The organism is Pseudoalteromonas sp. 1181_04, assembly GCF_052850545.1.
This window is the reverse complement of sequence record NZ_VXCS01000002.1, coordinates 99,233-120,187: the sequence shown is the minus strand read 5'-3', so window position 1 is coordinate 120,187 and position 20,955 is coordinate 99,233. Positions and strand designations below refer to the sequence as shown.

Annotated in this window: 17 protein-coding genes; 5 read left to right on the top strand and 12 right to left on the bottom strand. The window is 40.0% G+C overall.

The features are described from left to right. Window positions 1–125: 125 nt before the first annotated feature. On the top strand, window positions 126–2,150 hold the full coding sequence (gene metG, locus FW757_RS01940) for a methionine--tRNA ligase (protein ID WP_149981018.1): 2,025 nt from the start codon (window positions 126–128) through the stop codon (window positions 2,148–2,150). 133 nt (window positions 2,151–2,283) lie between these two features. On the opposite strand, the gene FW757_RS01935 is transcribed toward metG, so the two are convergent. The 3 genes from FW757_RS01935 to lepB all read right to left on the bottom strand — a co-directional run bounded on the left by FW757_RS01935 (window position 2,284) and on the right by lepB (window position 4,215). Continuing rightward, on the bottom strand, window positions 2,284–2,673 hold the full coding sequence (locus FW757_RS01935; protein WP_182739230.1) for a hypothetical protein: 390 nt from the start codon (window positions 2,671–2,673) through the stop codon (window positions 2,284–2,286). Window positions 2,674–2,788: 115 nt separating this feature from the next. Beyond that, window positions 2,789–3,217: a hypothetical protein gene (locus FW757_RS01930; protein ID WP_182717908.1), complete on the bottom strand. Its 429-nt coding sequence runs from the start codon at window positions 3,215–3,217 to the stop codon at window positions 2,789–2,791. Between the two features lie 347 nt (window positions 3,218–3,564). Then, window positions 3,565–4,215: a signal peptidase I gene (gene lepB / locus FW757_RS01925; protein WP_182717909.1), complete on the bottom strand. Its 651-nt coding sequence runs from the start codon at window positions 4,213–4,215 to the stop codon at window positions 3,565–3,567. Between the two features lie 163 nt (window positions 4,216–4,378). On the opposite strand from lepB, the gene FW757_RS01920 reads away from it, so the two are divergent. Beyond that, a complete protein-coding gene (locus FW757_RS01920; protein WP_257325865.1) occupies window positions 4,379–5,104 on the top strand; it encodes a flagellar brake protein in 726 nt (241 codons plus the stop codon). A gap of 54 nt (window positions 5,105–5,158) precedes the next feature. On the opposite strand, the gene FW757_RS01915 is transcribed toward FW757_RS01920, so the two are convergent. The 4 genes from FW757_RS01915 to aceK form a co-directional block, all read right to left on the bottom strand. After that, on the bottom strand, window positions 5,159–5,413 hold the full coding sequence (locus FW757_RS01915) for a DUF2999 family protein (protein ID WP_149981015.1): 255 nt from the start codon (window positions 5,411–5,413) through the stop codon (window positions 5,159–5,161). 62 nt (window positions 5,414–5,475) lie between these two features. Beyond that, on the bottom strand, window positions 5,476–6,438 hold the full coding sequence (locus FW757_RS01910) for a zinc-binding dehydrogenase (RefSeq protein WP_182767454.1): 963 nt from the start codon (window positions 6,436–6,438) through the stop codon (window positions 5,476–5,478). 21 nt (window positions 6,439–6,459) lie between these two features. Then, window positions 6,460–6,852 (bottom strand): hypothetical protein, encoded by a 393-nt coding sequence (locus FW757_RS01905; RefSeq protein ID WP_182717912.1) that lies wholly within the window; start codon window positions 6,850–6,852, stop codon window positions 6,460–6,462. A gap of 82 nt (window positions 6,853–6,934) precedes the next feature. After that, the gene (gene aceK, locus FW757_RS01900) at window positions 6,935–8,722 is read right to left on the bottom strand and encodes a bifunctional isocitrate dehydrogenase kinase/phosphatase (RefSeq protein ID WP_446440809.1); all 1,788 of its coding nucleotides are present in this window, start codon (window positions 8,720–8,722) and stop codon (window positions 6,935–6,937) included. Window positions 8,723–8,826: 104 nt separating this feature from the next. Here aceK and FW757_RS01895 point away from each other — a divergent pair, with 104 nt between their 5' ends. Then, entirely contained in the window at window positions 8,827–9,774 is a 948-nt protein-coding gene (locus FW757_RS01895) for a LysR family transcriptional regulator (RefSeq protein WP_145233680.1), read from the top strand. A gap of 149 nt (window positions 9,775–9,923) precedes the next feature. Further along, window positions 9,924–10,373 carry a hypothetical protein gene (locus tag FW757_RS01890; RefSeq protein WP_149981184.1) on the top strand — a complete coding sequence of 150 codons (450 nt, stop codon included), beginning with the start codon at window positions 9,924–9,926 and terminating at the stop codon, window positions 10,371–10,373. Between the two features lies 1 nt (window position 10,374). Here FW757_RS01890 and icd read toward each other — a convergent pair whose 3' ends face one another. Continuing rightward, window positions 10,375–11,634, bottom strand: coding sequence for an NADP-dependent isocitrate dehydrogenase (icd, locus tag FW757_RS01885; RefSeq protein ID WP_446440808.1), 1,260 nt, complete (start codon window positions 11,632–11,634; stop codon window positions 10,375–10,377). 167 nt (window positions 11,635–11,801) lie between these two features. On the opposite strand from icd, the gene FW757_RS01880 reads away from it, so the two are divergent. Next, window positions 11,802–12,614 (top strand): M61 family metallopeptidase, encoded by an 813-nt coding sequence (locus FW757_RS01880; RefSeq protein WP_182717915.1) that lies wholly within the window; start codon window positions 11,802–11,804, stop codon window positions 12,612–12,614. Here FW757_RS01880 and FW757_RS01875 read toward each other — a convergent pair. The 4 genes from FW757_RS01875 to FW757_RS01860 all read right to left on the bottom strand — a co-directional run bounded on the left by FW757_RS01875 (window position 12,603) and on the right by FW757_RS01860 (window position 20,925). Further along, window positions 12,603–15,305: a 7TM diverse intracellular signaling domain-containing protein gene (locus FW757_RS01875; RefSeq protein WP_182739227.1), complete on the bottom strand. Its 2,703-nt coding sequence runs from the start codon at window positions 15,303–15,305 to the stop codon at window positions 12,603–12,605. The two genes, FW757_RS01880 and FW757_RS01875, sit on opposite strands and share 12 nt — an antisense overlap. A 30-nt stretch (window positions 15,306–15,335) precedes the next feature. Then, window positions 15,336–17,606 carry a TonB-dependent receptor gene (locus FW757_RS01870; RefSeq protein WP_145233672.1) on the bottom strand — a complete coding sequence of 757 codons (2,271 nt, stop codon included), beginning with the start codon at window positions 17,604–17,606 and terminating at the stop codon, window positions 15,336–15,338. Between the two features lie 106 nt (window positions 17,607–17,712). After that, complete coding sequence (locus tag FW757_RS01865; RefSeq protein WP_182739226.1) at window positions 17,713–19,959, bottom strand: NAD(P)-binding protein; 2,247 nt, start codon at window positions 19,957–19,959, stop codon at window positions 17,713–17,715. Between the two features lie 9 nt (window positions 19,960–19,968). Further along, window positions 19,969–20,925: an acetoacetate decarboxylase family protein gene (locus tag FW757_RS01860; protein ID WP_182717918.1), complete on the bottom strand. Its 957-nt coding sequence runs from the start codon at window positions 20,923–20,925 to the stop codon at window positions 19,969–19,971. Window positions 20,926–20,955: the final 30 nt, after the last annotated feature.

Sequence of the window (20,955 nt, the reverse complement as noted above, 5' to 3'; positions counted from 1 at the left end):
TTCAGGGCATTAACACCAGTCAATTAATGAAAATCGGCCAACCACGAAGGTGTTTCCTTTAGGTTTGCTGATAATATTATGATTTTCATCCGTTCCTTAACAGGAACCGTCAATTCGGAATGATTATGGCACAGCGAAAGATCCTCATTACCAGTGCATTACCTTATGCCAACGGCCCAACACATTTAGGCCATTTATTGGAATATATTCAGACTGATATCTGGTCACGTTTTCAAAAACTACAAGGCCACGAAGCTTATTATGTTTGCGCCGACGATGCCCATGGCACGCCAATTATGCTCAATGCACAAAAGCAAGGGATCACGCCGGAAGAAATGGTAAAAAATGTCAGCATTGAACGTCAACGTGACTTTGCAGACTTCAATATTAAATTTGATAACTACCACAGCACCCACAGCCAAGAAAACAAAGAATTCAGCGAGCTTATTTATAATCGCTTAAACGATGCCGGTCATATCAAAAAGCATACTATTTCACAGTTATTTGACCCTGAAAAAGGCATTTTCTTACCCGATCGCTTTGTAACTGGTACGTGCCCAACTTGTAAGTCTGAAGACCAAAATGGCGACAGCTGTGACGCATGTGGCGCAACATATAGCCCAACAGAGCTTATCAACCCGCGCTCTGTGATGTCAGGTGCTGAGCCAGTACTTAAAGACTCTGAGCATTACTTTTTTGACCTGCCAGCATTTGAAGGCATGTTAAAAGAGTGGCTTCACTCCGGCACTATTCAGCAAGAAATGGCTAACAAACTAGACGAATGGTTTGCCGATGGCCTGCAACAGTGGGATATCAGCCGCGATGCGCCCTACTTTGGCTTTGAAATCCCTGGTGCGCCTGGTAAATATTTTTATGTCTGGCTTGATGCGCCAATTGGTTACATGGCCAGCTTTAAAAACTTATGCGACAAACAAGGCATCGACTTTGATGCATTTTGGCAAGAAGGCTCTGACGCTGAGCTTTACCACTTTATCGGTAAAGATATTATCTACTTTCACAGCTTATTTTGGCCAGCAATGCTTGAAGGCGCAAAATTCAGAAAGCCAACCAATGTATTCGCGCATGGTTTTGTAACGGTTAATGGCGCTAAAATGTCTAAATCGAAAGGCACGTTTATTAAAGCGCGTACATATTTAGACAACCTCGACCCTGAGTTTTTACGTTATTACTACGCTGCTAAACTTAACAGCGGCATCACCGATCTTGACTTAAACTTAGAAGACTTTGCACTACGTGTAAATTCAGACTTAGTTGGTAAAGTGGTTAACATTGCCAGCCGTTGCGCCGGTTTTATTACTAAAAAGTTTGACGGTAAATTAAGTGACACTGTCATGGAGCCGCAATTATTAGCTGAATTCCAAGCAGCTACCGATACCGTTGCTCAGCACTATGAAAACCGTGATTATAGCCGTGCTATTCGTGAAATAATGGCGCTTGCTGATAAAGCAAACCAATTTATTGATACCTCAGCACCATGGGTATTAATCAAAGACGAAACGAAACAAGAACAAGCTCACCAAGTGTGTTCGCTTGGGCTTAACTTATTCCGCGTGCTAATGACTTACTTAAAACCAGTATTACCGGGTATGGCGGCAAACGTAGAAGACTTCTTAAATGATGATCTATCTTGGCAAGGCGCGCAAACTGCGCTTGTTAGCCACCCGATCAATAAATTTAAACCGTTAATGCAACGTGTAGAAATGGATAAAGTAAATAAAATGGTCGAAGAATCAAAAGAAAGCTTACTCGCTGCAAAAGACAAAATCGATCCAAACAGCCCTTTGGCAAAAGAGCCTATTGCAGCTGAAATCGAATTTGACGATTTTGCCAAAGTAGATTTACGTGTAGCTAAAATAGCCAAAGCAGAGCACGTTGAAGGCGCTGATAAGCTACTTAAACTAACGCTCGACTTAGGCGGCGAAACACGCCAAGTATTTGCTGGTATTAAATCAGCTTATGCGCCAGAAGATATTGAAGGCAAACTAACGGTTATGGTTGCCAACCTGAAGCCACGTAAGATGCGCTTTGGCATGTCAGAAGGCATGGTACTAGCAGCAGGCCCTGGCGGTAAAGAAATCTATATTTTAAACCCAGACGACGGCTCAGAGCCAGGTATGCGTGTAATGTAATTCGACTTTAACTAGTTAACACTAAAAAGCCGTTGTTTTAAACAACGGCTTTTTTAATTGCCACAACAAATTGTTTTTCCAGCACATAAAATTGTAGGTGCTGAAGTTAGCGACCTGCGGCTACCCGGTTAACTTAAAGTTTGGATGACCATAGCCAAATCATATAATTGGTAAAAGAAAAAATTATAAGTGGCATACCGAAAAACATTAGACCAAAATAAGGCCCTGTTAGTGCTGATATTAAGTAGTAACCTACACCTTTAAAAGGCTCACCTGAAATTAACTCAAATATACTTCTTAAAAAGCTCGATAAATACAGAGCTAGAAAGCCCATGCCCAAACCTAAAAGCTGTACTTGGTACTTTTTGGTTTGTCTGTGAGTTATTGGAGCAAAGTAATAGCCAACTATAAACCCTGAAAGTGCGCAAAAGCTACCGACGAGATCTGTGCCCAGCCAAATGAATAGTGGCCAACTGGCGAAAGATAAGATGACTGCATATTTCAGCCTTTCAGAAACTCTCAATATGGGCACCATGTTTAGTTAAGTTAACACGCGCATAAATTGCGGAAAATGCTTGGCTATAATTAGCGAAGAATGAGCGCCAGCCAAGCGTTTGAAGTCATTTCTGATGCGTTTATTATACCTTCTTTATCGGTAATTCACTTATTTTATAGACTCGAAAAGGTCCCATACAAAAAGTGATTAAGCCATCATTTTTCTTCGGAGCTCGGTAATTCACAGTAATATAAGCCTCATTTATCGTATCAGTCTTAATTGTAAAGGTTGATACTTTATAATCAGCTAGCTCATGATTGCTTTCAAAAGCATGTGGTTCAGAAATAATTGTAGGAACATACAAGGTTACCCTATCAATTTCACCTAGAGAGATTACAGCTCTTACAGCCTCAGCAACACCATAATTAACAGGGTAATAAACCGTTATTTCTGATAAATCAGCGAAATTATCTTGAGTTATAAACGCCGCTACTTTCTTTATTTCGCTTTTTTTATCACAAGAAAAAGTTGATATTGAAGTAAATAAAAATAACAAAACTAAAAGTTTCACTGAGCTTCCTTGAAGGTATAACAATTTTATCTACGACATTTATCTTTTTACAAACAGAAAAATATCCATATATTATAATGCATTTATCTTAGCTATCAAACAGATACCTGTAAACAACTAGTTAACTTCACCTCATTTTTTACAAATGCAGCAATATACAAAAATGCTAGAGATCAGTAATATCTGACAAAATCATAAACACTATTTTTATATACAGTTTATTGTTAGGTGAGAGTCAACAACGCTAAATTTAATCGCTAAGCTATTTTAAGTTTTAGCGCTGTTATTTTTTGCACTACTATCTTTTATCAGTGCTATCCTTTACCAGACTATAACAGCGCTTACTATTACTGTAATTCTTTTAGAAGCCTGTTTTTACGTGGTAAATAATAGTCATCGTAATCCAGTGAAACTATCACCCGCTTTGCCCTTCCGAGCAATTCAGCTCTTGGTACTAAGCCTATTACTCGTGAATCAGCACTGTTATCACGGTTATCCCCCATTGCTAAATACATATCTGTAGGGATGATAAGTGGATCAAAATTTTGCATATAAGAGCGCTGCTTAGCGAGTTTTACGGTATGTTTTATGCCATGCAAATTCTCTATTTCCACTCGGTTTATGGCGGTTTCAGCTACAGTTTCGTAATTAAGCTTTTCACCATTAATAACAAGTTGATTATTAACTAAAGCAACAGTGTCGCCCGGTACACCTATTACTCTTTTTATTAGGCGATTTTGTGCAGCAACAGAATCAAATACAATAATATCACCGGCCTGTGGCTCGGCTAGTTTAACCAGCGAAATTTTAGTAAAAGGCACTCGTAGGTCATACGCCATTTTATCTGTCAATATACGGTCGCCCTCAACAATGGTTGGCTGCATTGAACCTGTGGGTACTTCGTACCAGTCAGCCACTGCACTTCTAAAAACACACATCAGCGAGATAAATACGATTAACGAGCGGTTATTTTTCCATATTTTATAAAGGTATTTCACAGTTTTGTTCCATAAGTTAGTATGTTATTTAATAGACAAAGCAGATATTTATCAGTTCAATCAACTTTGTAACAAGGCGTGTATTACTTTTATTAATTAAGGCTTATAAACTAATACCAGTCGTTTTTCGTAGTGATTTTTTAGTTCTTTTGATGGATACTATTTGGAAACAAATAATAATAACTACGTATATATGGAAATTACACAAGACAGACCAGCGCAAGCTAGCAAAGCTAAGTTTTGCTTAGACTTACTGCCAGGTAAATTAATCGACATTCAGTTCACCAACCCATTAAGTGTCAGATTTAAACTCTCTTTAGTTGGCTATGAAGCTGGTAAGTATTTAATTTTAAAGTACCCTGTCCAAGCAAAAAAAAGCCAATATGCTGATGTGTTAAAAGAAGGCAATGGCGCAATTGTACGCTATATAGTCGAAGGTGAACGTGGGGAGTGCGTCGCTTTTTCGACCACTATATTAGCTATTTCTTTTCGACCAGAAAAATTACTTTACCTTGCTTACCCTAAGAATATTGAGAGTCGGCAACTGCGTGAAGTCAGCCGTTTACAAACCCATATACCAGCAAAGATTAGCATTAATAAATCGCATACTTATGACAGTGAAAATCTATTGCAAGGTTTGATCATCGATATTTCACCGACTGGTTGTCGCTTTACTGTGCATGTTAATTCAGGGTTTTTAGCGCTTAAAAAACGCCCCGTGTTTGTGCATGTTCTATCGCCTATCGACAACAGTGCCGTGGTGATCAGTGCGCATGTGCGCAACAATCAAATGCAGGGAGATCGTTTAAGTGTGGGCATCGAGTTTGCCGCACATGAACAACAAAAAATGCAAAACTTATTGGCCGCTTACACGATAGACATTGCTTAATAATTGCATGCTTAACAAATGAGAGTAACTAAATGTACTCTCATTGATAGCTCGTTATTGGTTTTTCAACTGCTGCTTAGCTTTTTCAAGCTCACCTTCACCAATACCAAGTGAATCAGCGGCTTCTTTGATTAAATGAGGCTGAGTCATTACCAAGCCCATTAGTGCTTGTAACTTCTCTGGTGGAATACCGAGTTGCTGCACAAGTGCCATTGCCATCATTGGGTTTTGAGTAAATGCTTGAAAAAGTTCGTGTACTTTTTCATCGCTAACATTGTGCTCTTTTAATGTTGCTATAATTGGGTTCATGTTTTTGCCTTAAATCGCTTTATAGTTGCCCATAGTTATATGGGCAAATATTGGTTTTTAAACTACTGAACTAATAATACAACTTTTCCGGCATTTTCGTTTCGTTCAAGAATCGCGTGTGCCTCACCAGCGTCTTGCCAAGGCAACGTTTTATAAATATTAAAATCAAACTGTTGATTTGCTATATCGTCATAAAATTTTGCTACAAACTCATCGCGTAGTTGGCGTTTAAACGCTTGACTGCGATTGCGCAGTGTTGAGCCATGAAACGAAATACGCTTTTGTAACAAGAGTGCAAAATCTACTTCTGCGAAGCGACCATCTAAAAATGCCAGCATAATTATTTGGCAATCCATTGCAGCGATTGCTGCATTTTTACTTAAATAGCGCCCAGATACCGGATCAACAATCACGTTCGCCGTTAAACCATAGTTTTGCATGTAAGCAACAAAATCGTCGGTTTTGTAGTTGATTACATGATCGGCACCAAGCGCTTTGGCATGTTCGCACTTTTCATCGCTACCTGCGGTAATAACAACCGTTGCCCCAATACGTTTAGCCATTTGTATAGCTGCCCCACCCACGCCACTTGCGCCTGCATGGATCAGTGCTGTTTGCCCTGCTTGTAACTTACCAAGTTGAAATAACGCACCAAACGCGGTTAAATATACTTCGCTGATCGCTGCACCTTGCGCCATAGTTAAATCACTTGGTAAAGCCATTAATTGTGCGGCATCGACCGCCACATATTCGCTATATGCACCGCCTGCACACAAAGTAAATACCGCTTTATTAAGCCAGCTTTGATCAACCTCGGTGCCAAGCTCAATCACAGTGCCTGCGCATTCAAGCCCTAGAATGGGGCTGTCGCCCTGTGGCGCTGGATACTTACCTTGACGTTGCATACAATCAGCGCGGTTCACGCCGATAGCAGCAACTTTAATTAACACTTCATTAGTTTTTAATTGCGGTTTAGCGGTGTCGCTTAATGTTAAATGCTGATCTTGATGAGAAATAAATTGCATTGCAGCTCCTGAATTGATGAGTTAATCGATTTTACGCCACACTTCGGCTTCAACTAACTTACCATTTTCTGTTAAAGAATGATGCCACAAATCTCCTTCAATTTTGTAATCAAAAGCCATGGTTTTGCCAAGCAACGATTCAATGTTACCGTAAACAAAAGTCTCTACAAATTGTTGGTTTTTTAAGGTGTACTGCCCGCCACCTGCATAATGAAACTGGCCATTTTTTTGGGTGATGTAATTAAAATGAGTGGCGGTTATTAGTTTAACTGAGGTCAACTCTGGTGCTTTGGCAGTCACATAACCTTGTTCAACTGCATATTTCCCTTCCACAAACTCCCAACTACCTAATAGCGGGTTAGCTAAAACCAGCGGTGAGGTGATGAGTAAACTTGCTAATAATAGAGATTTCATGATTTTCCTTGGATTTTGTTTTATGAAACTTTACCTTTTTACACGCCCAAAATTAATCAGACTTATGGGTAATAACCCCCGGCTAAAATCGCCAACTTTGTTTGTATGGATACACATCAGCCAATTGCCCAGCATTGATATCAGCTTGGCACTGCAGCCAAAAATCAGGACTAAATAAGTCTTGATGTTGCTGGCAAAAATGACTAAATGCTTGCTGATCAGCACTAAAAAACACTTTAAACTGACTCGGGAATACATCATTTTCGGCAACATCAAAATAGCTTTCGCTGCTTAGTTCATCAAAACTATTTTCACTGCTCGGTAAGTCTCTAAAGTTACAATCCGTTAATGGGCAAATTTCATCATAATCATAAAATACCACGCGCCCCCAACGGGTCACACCAAAGTTTTTCATCAACATATCACCGGGGAAAATATTAGCCCCGGCTAACTCTTTAATCGCCTTGCCGTAATCAAGCATTACATTATTCAGTTGTTTATCGTCACATTGATTGATGTATAAATTAAGTGGTGTCATTTTGCGCTCAACGTATACATGCTTAAGCACTAAGGCTTTATTTGCAATAGCCATGCTTGAGCCGATACTCGCTCGCATATGGGTAAGCAATTCATCGCTAAAACGATTTAAATCAAATGCTAAATAGCGAAATTCATGGGTGTCGACTAAACGGCCGACTCTATCCGCTTGTTTTACAAAGTCGTATTTTGCCATCACCTGTGCTTTGGTTGATGTTTTAGGCGCGCTAAATTTATCTTTTATTACCTTATAAACATAATCTGAGCCAGCAGTGGTAAATACTAGCATTACCATGCCTGGCGTGCCGGGGGCAATAATGTACTTATCATCTATGGGACTATTGTTGGTGGTGTCGACCTTATAGCGATAAAACTCTGTTTTGGCATGTTTAATAAAGCCAATGGCATTGAATAATTCAAATCGTTGCTTATGTGGCATTAGCACTGATAAGTAATCTACATAGCGCGCGGGTTGGTCGGTATCAACCATAAAGTAGGTGCGAGCAAAGCCGAATAATAAACTCAGTTGATCTGCGCCCATCATCACCGCATCAAGCTTTAAACCGCTTTGGGTATGTAAAATAGCGACAGCAAAGGGCATGTTATCGCCATTTTTAGCAATACAACGACCTATTAAGTAGCAGGCTTTATTTCTAAAAAACAGTGAATTAGCGTATTCAATATAGCCATCGTTTAAATTCATCAGCTCATACACTTGACGACATTGCTGCTGCGCACCTAACGCCAAAGTACGCTGCAAAATATCAACATCATGAGCTAAATCTGTAAATCCAACCCGAAAAGCTTGTCGATAAATAAGTTGCTCCACCGCCTGGCTAAAGCCATTTTGCAATGAAATACGACTTACTAAATTATCAAATGGCCGAGATTTAGCGCGGTATTTGGCTTTTAAAACAAATAAATGCACGGTGCGAATTTTTTTATCATCCCAAATCGAGCCAAAAGTTGAATTAAAAAATGTATGCGCAATCGGTTGGTTTTCATGCTCTTGCACCATTTGGCCATAAATATGCTTTGCCTGCTGCCACAGTCGCGGATCGTTGAGCTCTTTAAATGCAATGACTCGCACCGCTTCACTAACATTTTTAACTTGCCTTTCATATACTTGTAAACGCTCACGCATTGCCGATTGTACACTTTGCCATTGCCGTTGCTCAAAACGACTTTGTGCACCTAAGGTAATATTTAAAAACTCAGCAAACATCGCTTCAAAGCCTGCGAATACGGCACGCGCTAATTTGGTCGCAATGACTTGCTCAATTGCGTTGTTAGTTTGAGTCGATAACGTATTTGCTGTTTTTAGCTCTAGCATATTTCTATCACTTATGATGACTATGTCTATTTAGTGGTTTACACACCTTAGCAAGCACGCTTTAATTTAGATAATTAATACAGCGAATGAATAAGATTGATCAAATGAATATAAGAAATGTCGATCTCAACTTGCTTGTGTACTTAAATGTACTGATAGATGAGCGAAATGTCTCGAAAGCGGCAAATAAATTAGCATTAACCCAACCTGCAATGAGTAATGCACTAAAACGTTTACGTGATTTATTTGACGATCCGCTCCTAGTTCGTGCCGCAGGCTCTATGACTCCTACTGCAAAAGCGCTGAGTTTAAAACCTGAAATAGAAGCGCTGTTAAAAATGGCTGAGGCAATAACCCAACCCAGTGATATGTTTGATCCAACCACTGGCGAACTCACCTTTAGAATTATGGCGAATGATTATTTAGAATCAACGCTAGTCGCGCCTTTTATTACCCAGCAACTCAATAAACATCCAGGACTTAATTTTGATGTGCTTAGCCCCAGCGATGTTAGCCTGCAAGATATGGAAAAGGGCAGCATTGACTTAGCCATCAATCGCTTCAACGGCCTACCACGGTCTTTTCATCAGGCCAGTGTCTGGCGCGATAACTATTGCTGTTTAATGCATCCAGCTAACCCATACTTAAAACAGCCTGATCTAGAGCAATACTTAGCGTCAGAGCATATTTGGGTAAATCGTGCAGGCTGGGGGGCTGAAGCTGCCGTCACGAATAAATCAGGTAGCCAAAAGCTGGGATGGGTAGACGAAGCTCTTTGGCAGCTTGAACAAACCCGTCATATTCGGGTGTTTACTCGTCATTACATGGTGGCAAGTTTGCTATGCCAATCGCCACAACTGATCGCCACTCTACCAAGACGACAAGCAATGCTGCTAACTAAACATACCGAGTTAGTGATTAGTCCTGTGCCGTTTCAAATTGTCCCAATTGAAGTAAAAATGCTGTGGAGCCCATTACTGCATCATGCCAGCCCACACCAATGGTTACGCCGCGAACTGCAAGCGTTTGCTAATACGATTGCTGATCGCTAGAAAGCTCTAATTAAAATGGAGCTCTCTCGTTATTATTGATTAAATCAATATCAGTTATTGAAAACAACAATTTCATAAATAGTGTGCTTAGGGCTACAGTGAAGTCATACCAAATGAGTTAACCACTAACACTGAGAGACAACATTATGATGCAAACTACAGCAAGCTTCACCCAACAAGACGGATTATTTATCGACGGCCATTTACATGCGTTCATCGAACAACAACTTTGTAAGCAAACCACCCTTGAGTGTAATGATGTTTACCAAGCATTGGCGACTCTGGTTGATGAATTTGGCTGTCAATGTCGTAAAAACAAACATTTTGACAATGACAGTTTAGATGTACAAACGTTATTGCATGCGTATCAAGTTGAGCATAATCACCCGCATTGTCATGTTGATGCACAAACAACAACTGCGGTATTAGATGAATATTGCTGTCAGGTGCCAGCTATTATTGTTGTTGCTTTAATGGATACATTAAGCGGTACACCAAGCGATGAACACAATGCAAAAGCAATTTATCAACGTGCTGCAACACTGACTAATCGCCCTTGCATGTATCGTGCAAAGCTCTACAACGCCAATGCAGCGTAGCTCATGAAACTTTTAAACGCTCGATTATCCTTTGTGTAAAATCACTGCAACTGAGGATGGTCGAGTTTTGCTGCTCTGCCTGTAAATCAAAGGTCACTTCACCGGCTATAAATGTCTGTTGCAAAGCCAGCTCTATACTGTTGGCCGCTTCGTGCCAATTCATAAACCGTAGCATCATCACCGCACTTAAAATACTACTGGTAGGATTTGCACTATTTTGTCCAGCAATACGCTCAAACGTGCCATGAGTTGGTTCAAAAAAAGCCACTTCATTATTTAAATTTGCTGCGGGCATAATACCAATACCGCCCACTTGTGCAGTCAACATATCTGCTAGATAATCGCCATTTTGGTTGGTTGTTACCACTACATCAAATTGCTCAGGATTCATTAACGCTTGCTGGAGCATGTTATCTGCAATCACTTCTTTAATAACTAACGGTGCCAAGCCCTCACGCGGTATTTCTAGCCAACGGCCATTACTGTGTGGTACTGCTGAGAACTCAGTTTGCGCCAAGGCAAACCCCCAACGCTTAAACGCACCATCAGTAAATTTAAGTACATTGCCTTTATGCACTACCGTTACCGAGTCACTATTTTGTTCAAGCGCATACGCTATTGCATAGCGCACTAGCCGCTCTGACCCTTCTTTAGAAATATTTTTAATGCCAATACCACATTGTTGATCAAAGCGCAGACGGGTTACGCCCATTTCTTGGCATAAAAAATCCAGCATTTTTTCGGCTTCGACACTGCCAGCTTGCCATTCAATTCCAGAGTACACATCTTCAGAGCTATCGCGGATCACAACAATATTGGTATTTTCAGGTTTTTTTAACGGTGACGGTAATGCGCAATAGCCTTTAATCGGCCGCATATTTACAAACAAATCCATTTCATGACGAAGAGCAACATTGAGTGAACGAAAACCTCCGCCAATCGGCGTGGTTAAAGGCCCTTTAATCGCTATTTTAAATTGCCGAACCGCATGAATCGTCTCTTGCGGAAACCAATCCCCATCATATAGCTGCGCAGCTTTTTCACCGTTAAAGACTTCCATCCAGTGAATTTTTCGCACTCCTTGATAACATAACTGCACAGCATGGTTCACAATGTCGCGCATACACGGAGAGATATCCTGCCCTACTCCATCACCATCAATATAAGCAATGATCGGCTGCGCCGGAATATGCCACACGCCTTTATTATCAATGCTAATTTGTTCACCCTGAGGTGGGATTTCAATGTGTTGATAACCCATAACCTGCCATATTTTTATTATAAAATATCATATAAACATTAAACCATGGTTGGCAGTGAGTGTCGTGGTTTTAGCATCTATACTTATTATTCAACAATAAAATAGTGAACGGATTTTATGCTTTACTCGGTCTTCTGTGAGCAATTAAAAACCATTAAGTACCAGATATGAAACTGTTTAATCGAATTTTATTCGTTACTTGTTTAGCGAGTACATCTGTTTTCGCAGCCCAGCTTGACCCTCAAGGATTAACCGAGCTGTCAAAAAGCAAGCAGCAAATAATACTGCAATGGCTGAATTTTAGTCTTGAGCAAACTCAGGCAACTTTAGGCCCACTGCCATACTCTAATTTACCCATTTATTTACACCCTCGGTATATTGCATTTGAACCCGTGCCTTGGGGAAGTGTGCGCCGTGGTGATCCAGGTGGCATAGAGTTACATTTTGATCGCTTTGCCAGTTTTACACAATTACGCGATGACTGGACCCTCTACCATGAAATGGCACACCTTTACTTACCGTTACTACCCTATTCGGGCTTCTGGTTAAGTGAAGGATTTGCAACCTATATGCAAAATATAATAATGCGTGATAGTAAAGTGATCACTAGAGAGCAATTTATACAACGACTATCTGCAGGGCTTGAACGCGGACGTCAGCAAACGCGAACAAAGCAACAGCCATTAAGTGAACTTGCCGACGATATGTGGCAACAAGGTGCACAACAAAGAGTTTATTGGAGTGGTAGCGCATTTTTTATTGAAGCAGAGCTGGCTTTACAGCAACAAGGACAAAGCTTGACACAATTAATAAAACGCTATCGCGAGTGTTGTTATAGCTCAAAAACAACAGCAAAAAAACTGATCACAACATTTGATCAGCTTTCACGCAGCGCCATTTTTTCAACCTTATATGCCCGTTATACACAGCGTACTGATTTTCCGGACATTACCCGTGAGCAGCTTATTTTACTGAGGTGAGTGACATAAAATATCATCAATTTCATCAAACACTTGATAAACTAAATGGCTATCTAACATCACGCTATCGGCTTTAAGGGCTTTGTCTAACTTGATTGCATGTTGGTACAATGTTTCGCACTCAAACATTCCAGCAGTTCCTTTTAGCATATGAACACTTTGTGCAAACCCTGTCATATCGCCATCTGTATATTGCTTGGTTATTGTTTCTCGCTGCTTTTTAAGCCCTTCTATGTACACCTGTTTAAGCACCTCAAATTCATGCTCTGGCAATTTTACATCTTCAAGCATTTCGATATCTAAATAACTAGCAATTTTATGACTAAATTCACTGCGGTCAATTGGTTTGCCTATATGATCAATAAACCCTTGTTTTAGATAGCGATCAACTTCATGCTTCATAGTATTTGCTGTAAGGGCAACAATGGGTGTCGTTAATCCTGTTGCCTGCATAATATGAATCGCTTGTTCACCATCCATTACTGGCATTTGAATATCTAATAAAATCAAATCAAATTGATGATCTAGGGTCGCTTGCACTGCATCTTTGCCATTTTCTACCGCAGTAACCGTTAACCCCATTCGCTCTAAAATACGTTTGATCAGTTCACGGTTTTCAGGATGATCTTCCGCTACCAGCACTTCACCCACGAGATTTCGCTGATCTTGACTTGGCAGCTCTTTTTCTTTGCTTATAGAGATCTCATCAAAACTATTGATCCAACGCACTCGTTCAGGCATATATAGCGCGATATTGAGGCTAAACTCACTGCCACTGCCAACATGGGAATGAGCGGTGATATTACCATCTAACTTTTCGGCTAAACTTTTTGAAATATTTAAACCGAGTCCTGTACCGCCATATTTACGTGAGATCGATGAGTCAGCCTGATAAAACGGCGTGAACAAGTCTTGTTGCTCAGCCTCTGTCATCCCAATGCCGGTGTCTTTAACTTTAATGATAAGCTGCTCTTTAGTGCAACTCACCACTAATTGAATATGCCCTACCGTGGTAAATTTTAATGCATTAGCTGTTAAGTTTAACAATATTTGTCGTAATCGGGTTGGATCAGAAATAATCCAATCAGGCAGTGGGAATTGGTAATCAACTTTAAATTTAAGACCTTTATCACGAATTTGTTTGCCTAATAGCGATTCTATATGCGCAATGGTTGCAAATAAGTCAGTCTCGACTAAATCAATTTCAAGGCGATTGGCCTCTATTTTTGACATATCAAGTATGTCGTTTATGAGTCCTAAAACATGGCGGCTGTTTTGTAAAATAACCCGAATACCATGATTTCGTTCGTGAGGCTTAATATCGCCTAAAATAATACCATCTGCGTAGCCTATAATAGAGGTCATTGGCGTACGTATTTCATGACTCATATTTGCTAAAAAACGGCTCTTAGCTTCACTGGCATCAGTGAGTTCTGACGCCAATTGTTGTAACTCCTGCGTACGCAATTGCACTTTTTGCTCGAGGTTTTTAGTAAGCTCAACATTCTCATCATGTAAAATACTAAATTTATTTGCCACTGCAAACGCGAGTAACATCGCATCTAAGGCGGTGCCAATCAAACCTAATAGGTACAAATCGATTGCAATCGGCGTCAGTACACCTAAATTAGTTAAATTTCCCACCATATTAGGAATTGCCATCGCTAGGTAAGCAAAGACAAAGTATCGCGCGGGTTTAAAACCACTCATCCAACTGCGAACCCCTATGTACATGCCTAAGCATAAGGTGCACCCCGTTACTATTGTTGCCCAAATAAACCCAAAACCTGGCCACATAGCAGCGAAAGGCAAACCTGCGGTTGCCACCACAGCTAATATAATTGATGCTTTGGCTAATTGTGGAAAACTGTCTTTTAGCTTAAGCAAATTATTGAAAAATAATATGTTAGTTAATGGTATTAAAACAAACCCTAGCCAATGAAAATGGGCATTATAAAAACCAAATAGTTGATCTGGAATATGGAAAAACTGGCTCCAGGCAAATACCCAGCATGCTGTAAATAAGGCGTAATAAAGGTGGGTTACATCCCGTGCGCCAAAATATATTAATAAGTTATACAAACCCAGCGCAATGCCTACTCCAAAGCACAACATCATCACCATATTTTCGATGGTGACCTGGGTAAAGAAGTCTGCATAGGGTTTTAATACCAGTTTAGGAGGAGTGTAAAAGTAGTCACTTTCATACTTGGTGATCAAAAAGTAACGCTTGCCTGGTGTAAGGGCTATTTTATTGCCGTAATGAAAAGCAAATTCGTTTTTTTCAATCCCCCCTGTTACGTAACGCGCGGCCTCAGATGTGGGATCGGCCATATCATATACACGTGTTTCAATACGCGATACTAAGGTGTTGTAAGGGAACAACACTAATTCAGCTAGCTGAGTCTGATTTTCAAGTTCGACAACTAACCAATAACTTCCGCCATAATATGTGGTACTTGTTTGTGGTTTTTTATTGTCAAGCCACGTCGCAACCTGAGTGCTGTTATCAGGAAACCCTTCATAACTTGCCGCTAATAAGGTACCAACTTGAAACAAATTTATATCTTGTTGTTGCTCTGTATAAACAAACACATCCGCTGACTGTGTTGCTCGCACTTCGCAGACATATATTGTTAGCAAGCCTAAAAAGACTACATAGCAAAAACCTTGTATTGCTTTTAACAGCATACAATACGCCTCAGTTTAATGACAAAAAGATTAGAACTGATAACTGATATCCAAACCATAGCGGCGACCTTCCCCTTTAAAATCTTCCAACATGCCAAGGAAAGAGCTCAAATCAAACTTCAAATTACTGTACTCACTGGCAAATAAATTTTTCCCCCACAGTACAAAACCTAGGTTATCTAATTGATAACGAATATTACCATTGACTAAACTGTAACCATCTTGCATAGCATACGGATTTTGGTTTTGATCAAAATAATAGTCTGATTGATAATCCACTAGTAATTGTGTTGTTAAGGGATTACCAGCAAGCTCTAAACGATATTCTACGCCTGCACTCACATTCCACTTTGATGTAAATGGCAGCCGATTATGAGTCAAACTGTTACCCAAAGGATCAACAAATTCTTCAAATTCCGCATGGGGAATGTAACCCATCGCAAAACGCATTGAAAGTGCTTTAGTCGCTTGATAATCGAGTTCAGCTTCAAGGCCATAGATCACTGAATCACCAACGTTTTCTAATAATTGCACGGGTGGCTTTTGTGGTGAGTCTGATGGTTGGTTCATAAACACTTGCTGATCATTGTAATCATAATAAAAAGCAGCCCAATTAAACCGCACACCTTGCTCAGGCCACCATGATTTAGTACCAATTTCATGCGCATTGAGACGCTCTTTGCCATAGTCAGCTAATTCGGCTTGCTCTGGGGAAGATAAAAACCCGCCATTATAACCCCCACTTTTAATCCCATTTGCAAAACGGTAATAGCCATGGGTTGTATCGTTAATAAGGTAGTTCACAGCAAACTGGCCAGAAAAACCATTATCGGATTGCTCGCCTTGCACATGATAAAATGGCACTAAAACCCCTGCTAAATCACTCGGATCAACTACCATATTTAATTGTGCCACTGAGTCATAATCAAGTGACTCATAGGAATAACGTAGTCCAACACTTAGCAACCAATCTGAATTAAGTTGATAGTCTAACTGGCTGAAAGCGGCAATATTTTGCGTGTCAATTTGGTTATCATAGAAGAAGGTTGCGGTTAAGTCGGTGGCTAATATACCGCGATAATCTCTTAAAATATCGTTAATATTATCTTGTTTGATTGATTCATCTGCGTAATATAAACCACTGGTTAAAGTATGTTTGTTCCATTGCGTTTGCAAGCGTAACTCTTGGCTAAATAAGTGAGTATCTAAACCTAGATTTCCTTCGCATAATCGCGCTGGTGAGCCATCACAATTAAATGCATGATCGCGCTCTAATTGGTTATAACTACTAATCGAAATAATTTCGTTAAACTCATTTAATTGCCAATTAATATGTGCACTAAACCCTTTACCATCCGTTTTATGCGGAGAATCGTTATTAACTTTAACCGTGTAAAAGTCATCACTGGCATCATTGAAGCCAAAGTTATCATAGCAATTTGTCGAACCAGCTTCGCTAGGACTACATAACTGACCTGTTAATGGATCCGCCACTACACCGATATTACCGACAGGCTGCACAATACCCTGCCAATCTTCGAGGTGCGCTTGTAACAATACCTGTACAGTATCAAACTCACTTAATAGTGATAGCCGTGCATTGGTTTGTTGCATTCCAGCGGTAGGTGATTGTGCAAAAGTATTGGTGGTTGAATAGTCATAGTCTTGATGATTTAAAGCAACACGAAACGCGCTGTTATCACTTAATTGATTGTTATACATAGCATCAATACTAAACGCGTTATTATTTGCTATACCCGCTGTTAAATACCCCGACTCGTTAAATTCAGGGCGTTTAGTGCGAATTAAAATTGCTCCGCCAGTTGAATTGCGGCCAAATAAAGTCCCCTGCGGACCACGCAAAATATCCACTTGCTCAATATCAAAGAAGTTAACGATCTGATTACTTGCAGATCCTACGGCAATGTCGTCTACATAAATAGCCACAGGCGAGGTGTTCGCCGTATTGTAGTCAACTAAACCAACCCCCCGGATATTTACCGCCGGTGGCGTACCTTCAGCCGCATTTTGGCTGATTTTTAAATTAGGCGCGAATACCGATAACTCTGTTGAATCTTTATAATGTTGATTTTTAAGGCTATCACCTTTGACCTGACTAATGGCAATACTAACATCTTCAATTGCCTGCGCGCGTTTTTGGGCGAACACCTCAATGACTTCGAGGCTTTGGCTAGAGCCACTCGAATCGTCATTTTTTGCCTGTGCAGCCACAGCAAAAACGAGGCTCGACGAGCACAGCAGCAATATATGATTTGAAAAAGGATAACGTTGGCTTTTCATTAGATGGTGAACCTTAATACCGACAATGTAAAGATATTGTAATTATTTACGATTATAGACTAATTTATTGATTAAAGTCGCCAAGTTATCCATTAATTAGCTAGTTTTACTGCGCTTCAAAGGCATTTTCACCACTGATCTGCTGCGGATACCCACACAGTGCTCGTGCTGTTTGCATTCCAGCCATAACCGCAGCTTCAACACAACCTGCATTAACACCTGTTTTGATCCAATCGCCGGTAATAAATAAATTACTAAATTGCGTGCCATCAGTTGCTAAACGATATTGACTGGAACCTGAAACCGACAGCACATAACGCTCACTTGGATCAACATTCACTCGCCAGTACTGTTGATCTAAGCGCGCTGATTCTGGCACGTCATGCTGTGTATATAAAATGGACCAATCAAAGTCATTATCGTTATAAGCTAACGGCCATAATGGCTGCATATTAGTTGTTAATAGTTGTGTTAAGTTAGTTTTTACTTGTGCTTTTGCCCGTGCAGGGAAACCATGATCACTCTGTGGTGGATACTCTTGACAAGGAAATGCACTACAAAAATAGGCAATATTCTGCGGACTATTGCTTGCAGGCCACTGCTCTTTATCAATTAAGTTTTGCATTGCAGCCCAAGTATCAAACGGTTCGCTAAAACCACTCAAAATAGGCCCTTCTTCACTTGGCGGCATATACTGCCAACCTAACTGTTGATCTGTTTTATTTAACCAAATCTGACTGGCTTGTGTAGCTACCGAAAGAACATTTTTAGCCTGAGCAGCAAAGTTGTCGTCTATTGCTAATAATTGTGGGCAAACATGCTCTAATGAAGCAACTGAGACCCCAAGGATCAGCCGGTCAAAATCATCTTTAAACTGCAGTGTTTTAGTTGGTAGTTGTGCGCCAAAATGTGCTTGGTAACAGCTGGGCCAATCACTCCAAAATGATTCTAAATTAATATTATTCTGCTTTAGTAACAGGGCCTGCTCGTGGTTTATCTGCTGATAAAGAGGCTCACTTGGCCAGCAAGCTAAGTTTTTCACATCAATTAATGGCTGATACTCTGATGAGTTATTTAAACTCACTTGCTGTTGTAATAACACAGAAGCAACACAGTTTTGGCCACTTTCATCAATCCCAGGTGTAAGTTGCTGTAGTTGATGGAAGAATTCAAAGTTAACGCCTCTTTGTTTTAATAGTTCATACAATGGCGCAAAAATAACATCGCCCATTCCCGCCTGCATTTTCCACATTACCCCACCGCGATAACACAATGCGATTCTAAGCATGGCAAGTGCAGCAACTCCAGCTTCTACATTTGGTTTTTTAAAATCACCTTGTGGGTAGGCAAACACTAAATCATAAAAACCACGCACGGGCGCAGAATCGACACTGTATTGTTTATTCGCACCATTTTTTAATAACCATTGACGAAAATCATACTTGTTAATGACCCCAAAACCATCGCGATAAACTTTATCTTTAATCAATCCAACCAGCATCGCTATCGCTAAATCGGCACAAATATAAATACGCCTCAACTCTGCATTGTCATCCAGTAACTCGGTTAACTCTTGGTTAATCCAGCGTTTTAGTTTTCTGACAATATACCAAATCACTAAACTATCTTTCTTCTCAGAAATTTGTGGCTGCAGTGTGTTGTTACTTTGCACAAAGCTATTTAATTTATCAACAAGTAAGCTAGGTGTTGAAGTGATTTCTTGATTGAGATTTTGTATATCGTTGGTAAAGGTTTGCCATGCATCACTGCCATCAGAAACCAAGGTCTGAATTTGTTGATGAAAATGGCGTAGTAGGTATCTATCTCGTGGTTTTTTTGTCGTTAATTGTGTGCTCTTAGCTTGGACTCTGGCGGCCAGTTCAAATTGTGGTATCCATTTTTTTAGCCATGCAAGGGTCATTTTTACAAAGTCCCACACGGTAATATCTAAACTCCCATTCGCTGGATTGCCAGGTAAAACAGGAAACTCTATAGGCCACGTTTGCCACTGTTCATCAATGTGCTCCTCAAGGGCAATAAAACTATGCGGTTTAAGTGCTTGTTGCCAGGTACTCAGTGCACTCGTTGGCGGACGCTGTAGCTTGTCGTATACAGTTTCAATGGTTTTAAAACTATTAACATAGGCACCAAACCAGACATGTAAACCATGCTCTTCTATGCGCTGCCCCATAACAGCATTACGGCCACTGGCTCCTTTTCCTCCTAAACGCCAACCTTGTTGGTACACTGTAATATGTCTTTTTTGCTGCCAATTAGGTTGTTCAGTCAGGTATAAAGCAGCCGTCATTGCGGCAACACCACCCCCTATAATAACTATTTTTTCTTGCTCCATAATGGATCCTTACTTAGGGAGTATTTGTGTAGCTTGAAGTTGGTCAAAATCCATCTTGATATAAAACGGCAAATACACAGCTTGCGCTCCTAGCTGTAAACCAAACATTTGCGCTAAAGGAAAACTATCTAGTTGCTGTAAATGTAGCTGATAAGCACCACTGAGTAGCTTAAATTGATGGATTTTCTTTATTTCTGAAGGAGAGTGCATAACCGCTTGAAAAACAGCCTTATCGCCTTGCCCGTCAGGTAATTGCTTAAATAGTATTTGATCCATCTGTGGATTCACAAAACCCTGTAACAGCTGCTTTAATAGCGAAAAATCAATACCAATATGATCCCCATCAAACAAATTGGCGACATGCTCGCCAAAGTCCTCTAATACAGATAATAAGCCATCGCTTTGCGTCTTGACGTTTTTGGTGACTGAAAATAAATGCTGTGATTGTAATTTTGACGTTGGCGAAAAATGCTTAAAACAATCCAATGAAACTGAAAAGTCGGTTATATCACTTACCGAACTGGGCATCTGGTAATCACATAAATATTTATTGTAACCCCATGTTTCTCTGCCGTTTATTAATGCATAAACATTATTTACGCAAATAAACGCCGGATACCAATAAAGATGAGTAATATCTTCATCATTGCCTTGCTTTTCTACCTTTGCAACTGGTAACCAAATAATAATATCAGTCTCTTGCATCCAACCGTGCTCACTAAAAGGCGGCGTTAATGAGGCAATTTTTTCTATGTCGGTAAAAGTTAATAATGCATATTCGCCTATGCCTTTAAAATATAACTCATCCGTTGCAACAATATTAAGCGTTGTATCGATATACTGTTGAACTTTATCCTGATCTATTTTTGCAAAAAAACCATACATATTTGCATTAGTCATTCGACATGGTGGCTTTGCAACAGGGTTTGATAAAAAGTGACTATAAGGAGGTAGTTGTACGGTCATGATTTATAATTATTTTATTGGATAAAAAAT

What these genes read in the sequence shown, in the direction of transcription:
- FW757_RS01860 (WP_182717918.1), bottom strand. Translation starts at nt 20,925, where the DNA reads ATGACCGTACAACTACCTCCTTATAGTCACTTTTTATCAAACCCTGTT.
- metG (WP_149981018.1), top strand. Translation starts at nt 126, where the DNA reads ATGGCACAGCGAAAGATCCTCATTACCAGTGCATTACCTTATGCCAAC.
- FW757_RS01875 (WP_182739227.1), bottom strand. Translation starts at nt 15,305, where the DNA reads ATGCTGTTAAAAGCAATACAAGGTTTTTGCTATGTAGTCTTTTTAGGC.
- FW757_RS01880 (WP_182717915.1), top strand. Translation starts at nt 11,802, where the DNA reads ATGAAACTGTTTAATCGAATTTTATTCGTTACTTGTTTAGCGAGTACA.
- FW757_RS01895 (WP_145233680.1), top strand. Translation starts at nt 8,827, where the DNA reads ATGAATATAAGAAATGTCGATCTCAACTTGCTTGTGTACTTAAATGTA.
- icd (WP_446440808.1), bottom strand. Translation starts at nt 11,634, where the DNA reads ATGGGTTATCAACACATTGAAATCCCACCTCAGGGTGAACAAATTAGC.
- FW757_RS01865 (WP_182739226.1), bottom strand. Translation starts at nt 19,959, where the DNA reads ATGGAGCAAGAAAAAATAGTTATTATAGGGGGTGGTGTTGCCGCAATG.
- FW757_RS01890 (WP_149981184.1), top strand. Translation starts at nt 9,924, where the DNA reads ATGCAAACTACAGCAAGCTTCACCCAACAAGACGGATTATTTATCGAC.
- FW757_RS01910 (WP_182767454.1), bottom strand. Translation starts at nt 6,438, where the DNA reads ATGCAATTTATTTCTCATCAAGATCAGCATTTAACATTAAGCGACACC.
- FW757_RS01870 (WP_145233672.1), bottom strand. Translation starts at nt 17,606, where the DNA reads ATGAAAAGCCAACGTTATCCTTTTTCAAATCATATATTGCTGCTGTGC.
- aceK (WP_446440809.1), bottom strand. Translation starts at nt 8,722, where the DNA reads ATGCTAGAGCTAAAAACAGCAAATACGTTATCGACTCAAACTAACAAC.
- FW757_RS01915 (WP_149981015.1), bottom strand. Translation starts at nt 5,413, where the DNA reads ATGAACCCAATTATAGCAACATTAAAAGAGCACAATGTTAGCGATGAA.
- FW757_RS01905 (WP_182717912.1), bottom strand. Translation starts at nt 6,852, where the DNA reads ATGAAATCTCTATTATTAGCAAGTTTACTCATCACCTCACCGCTGGTT.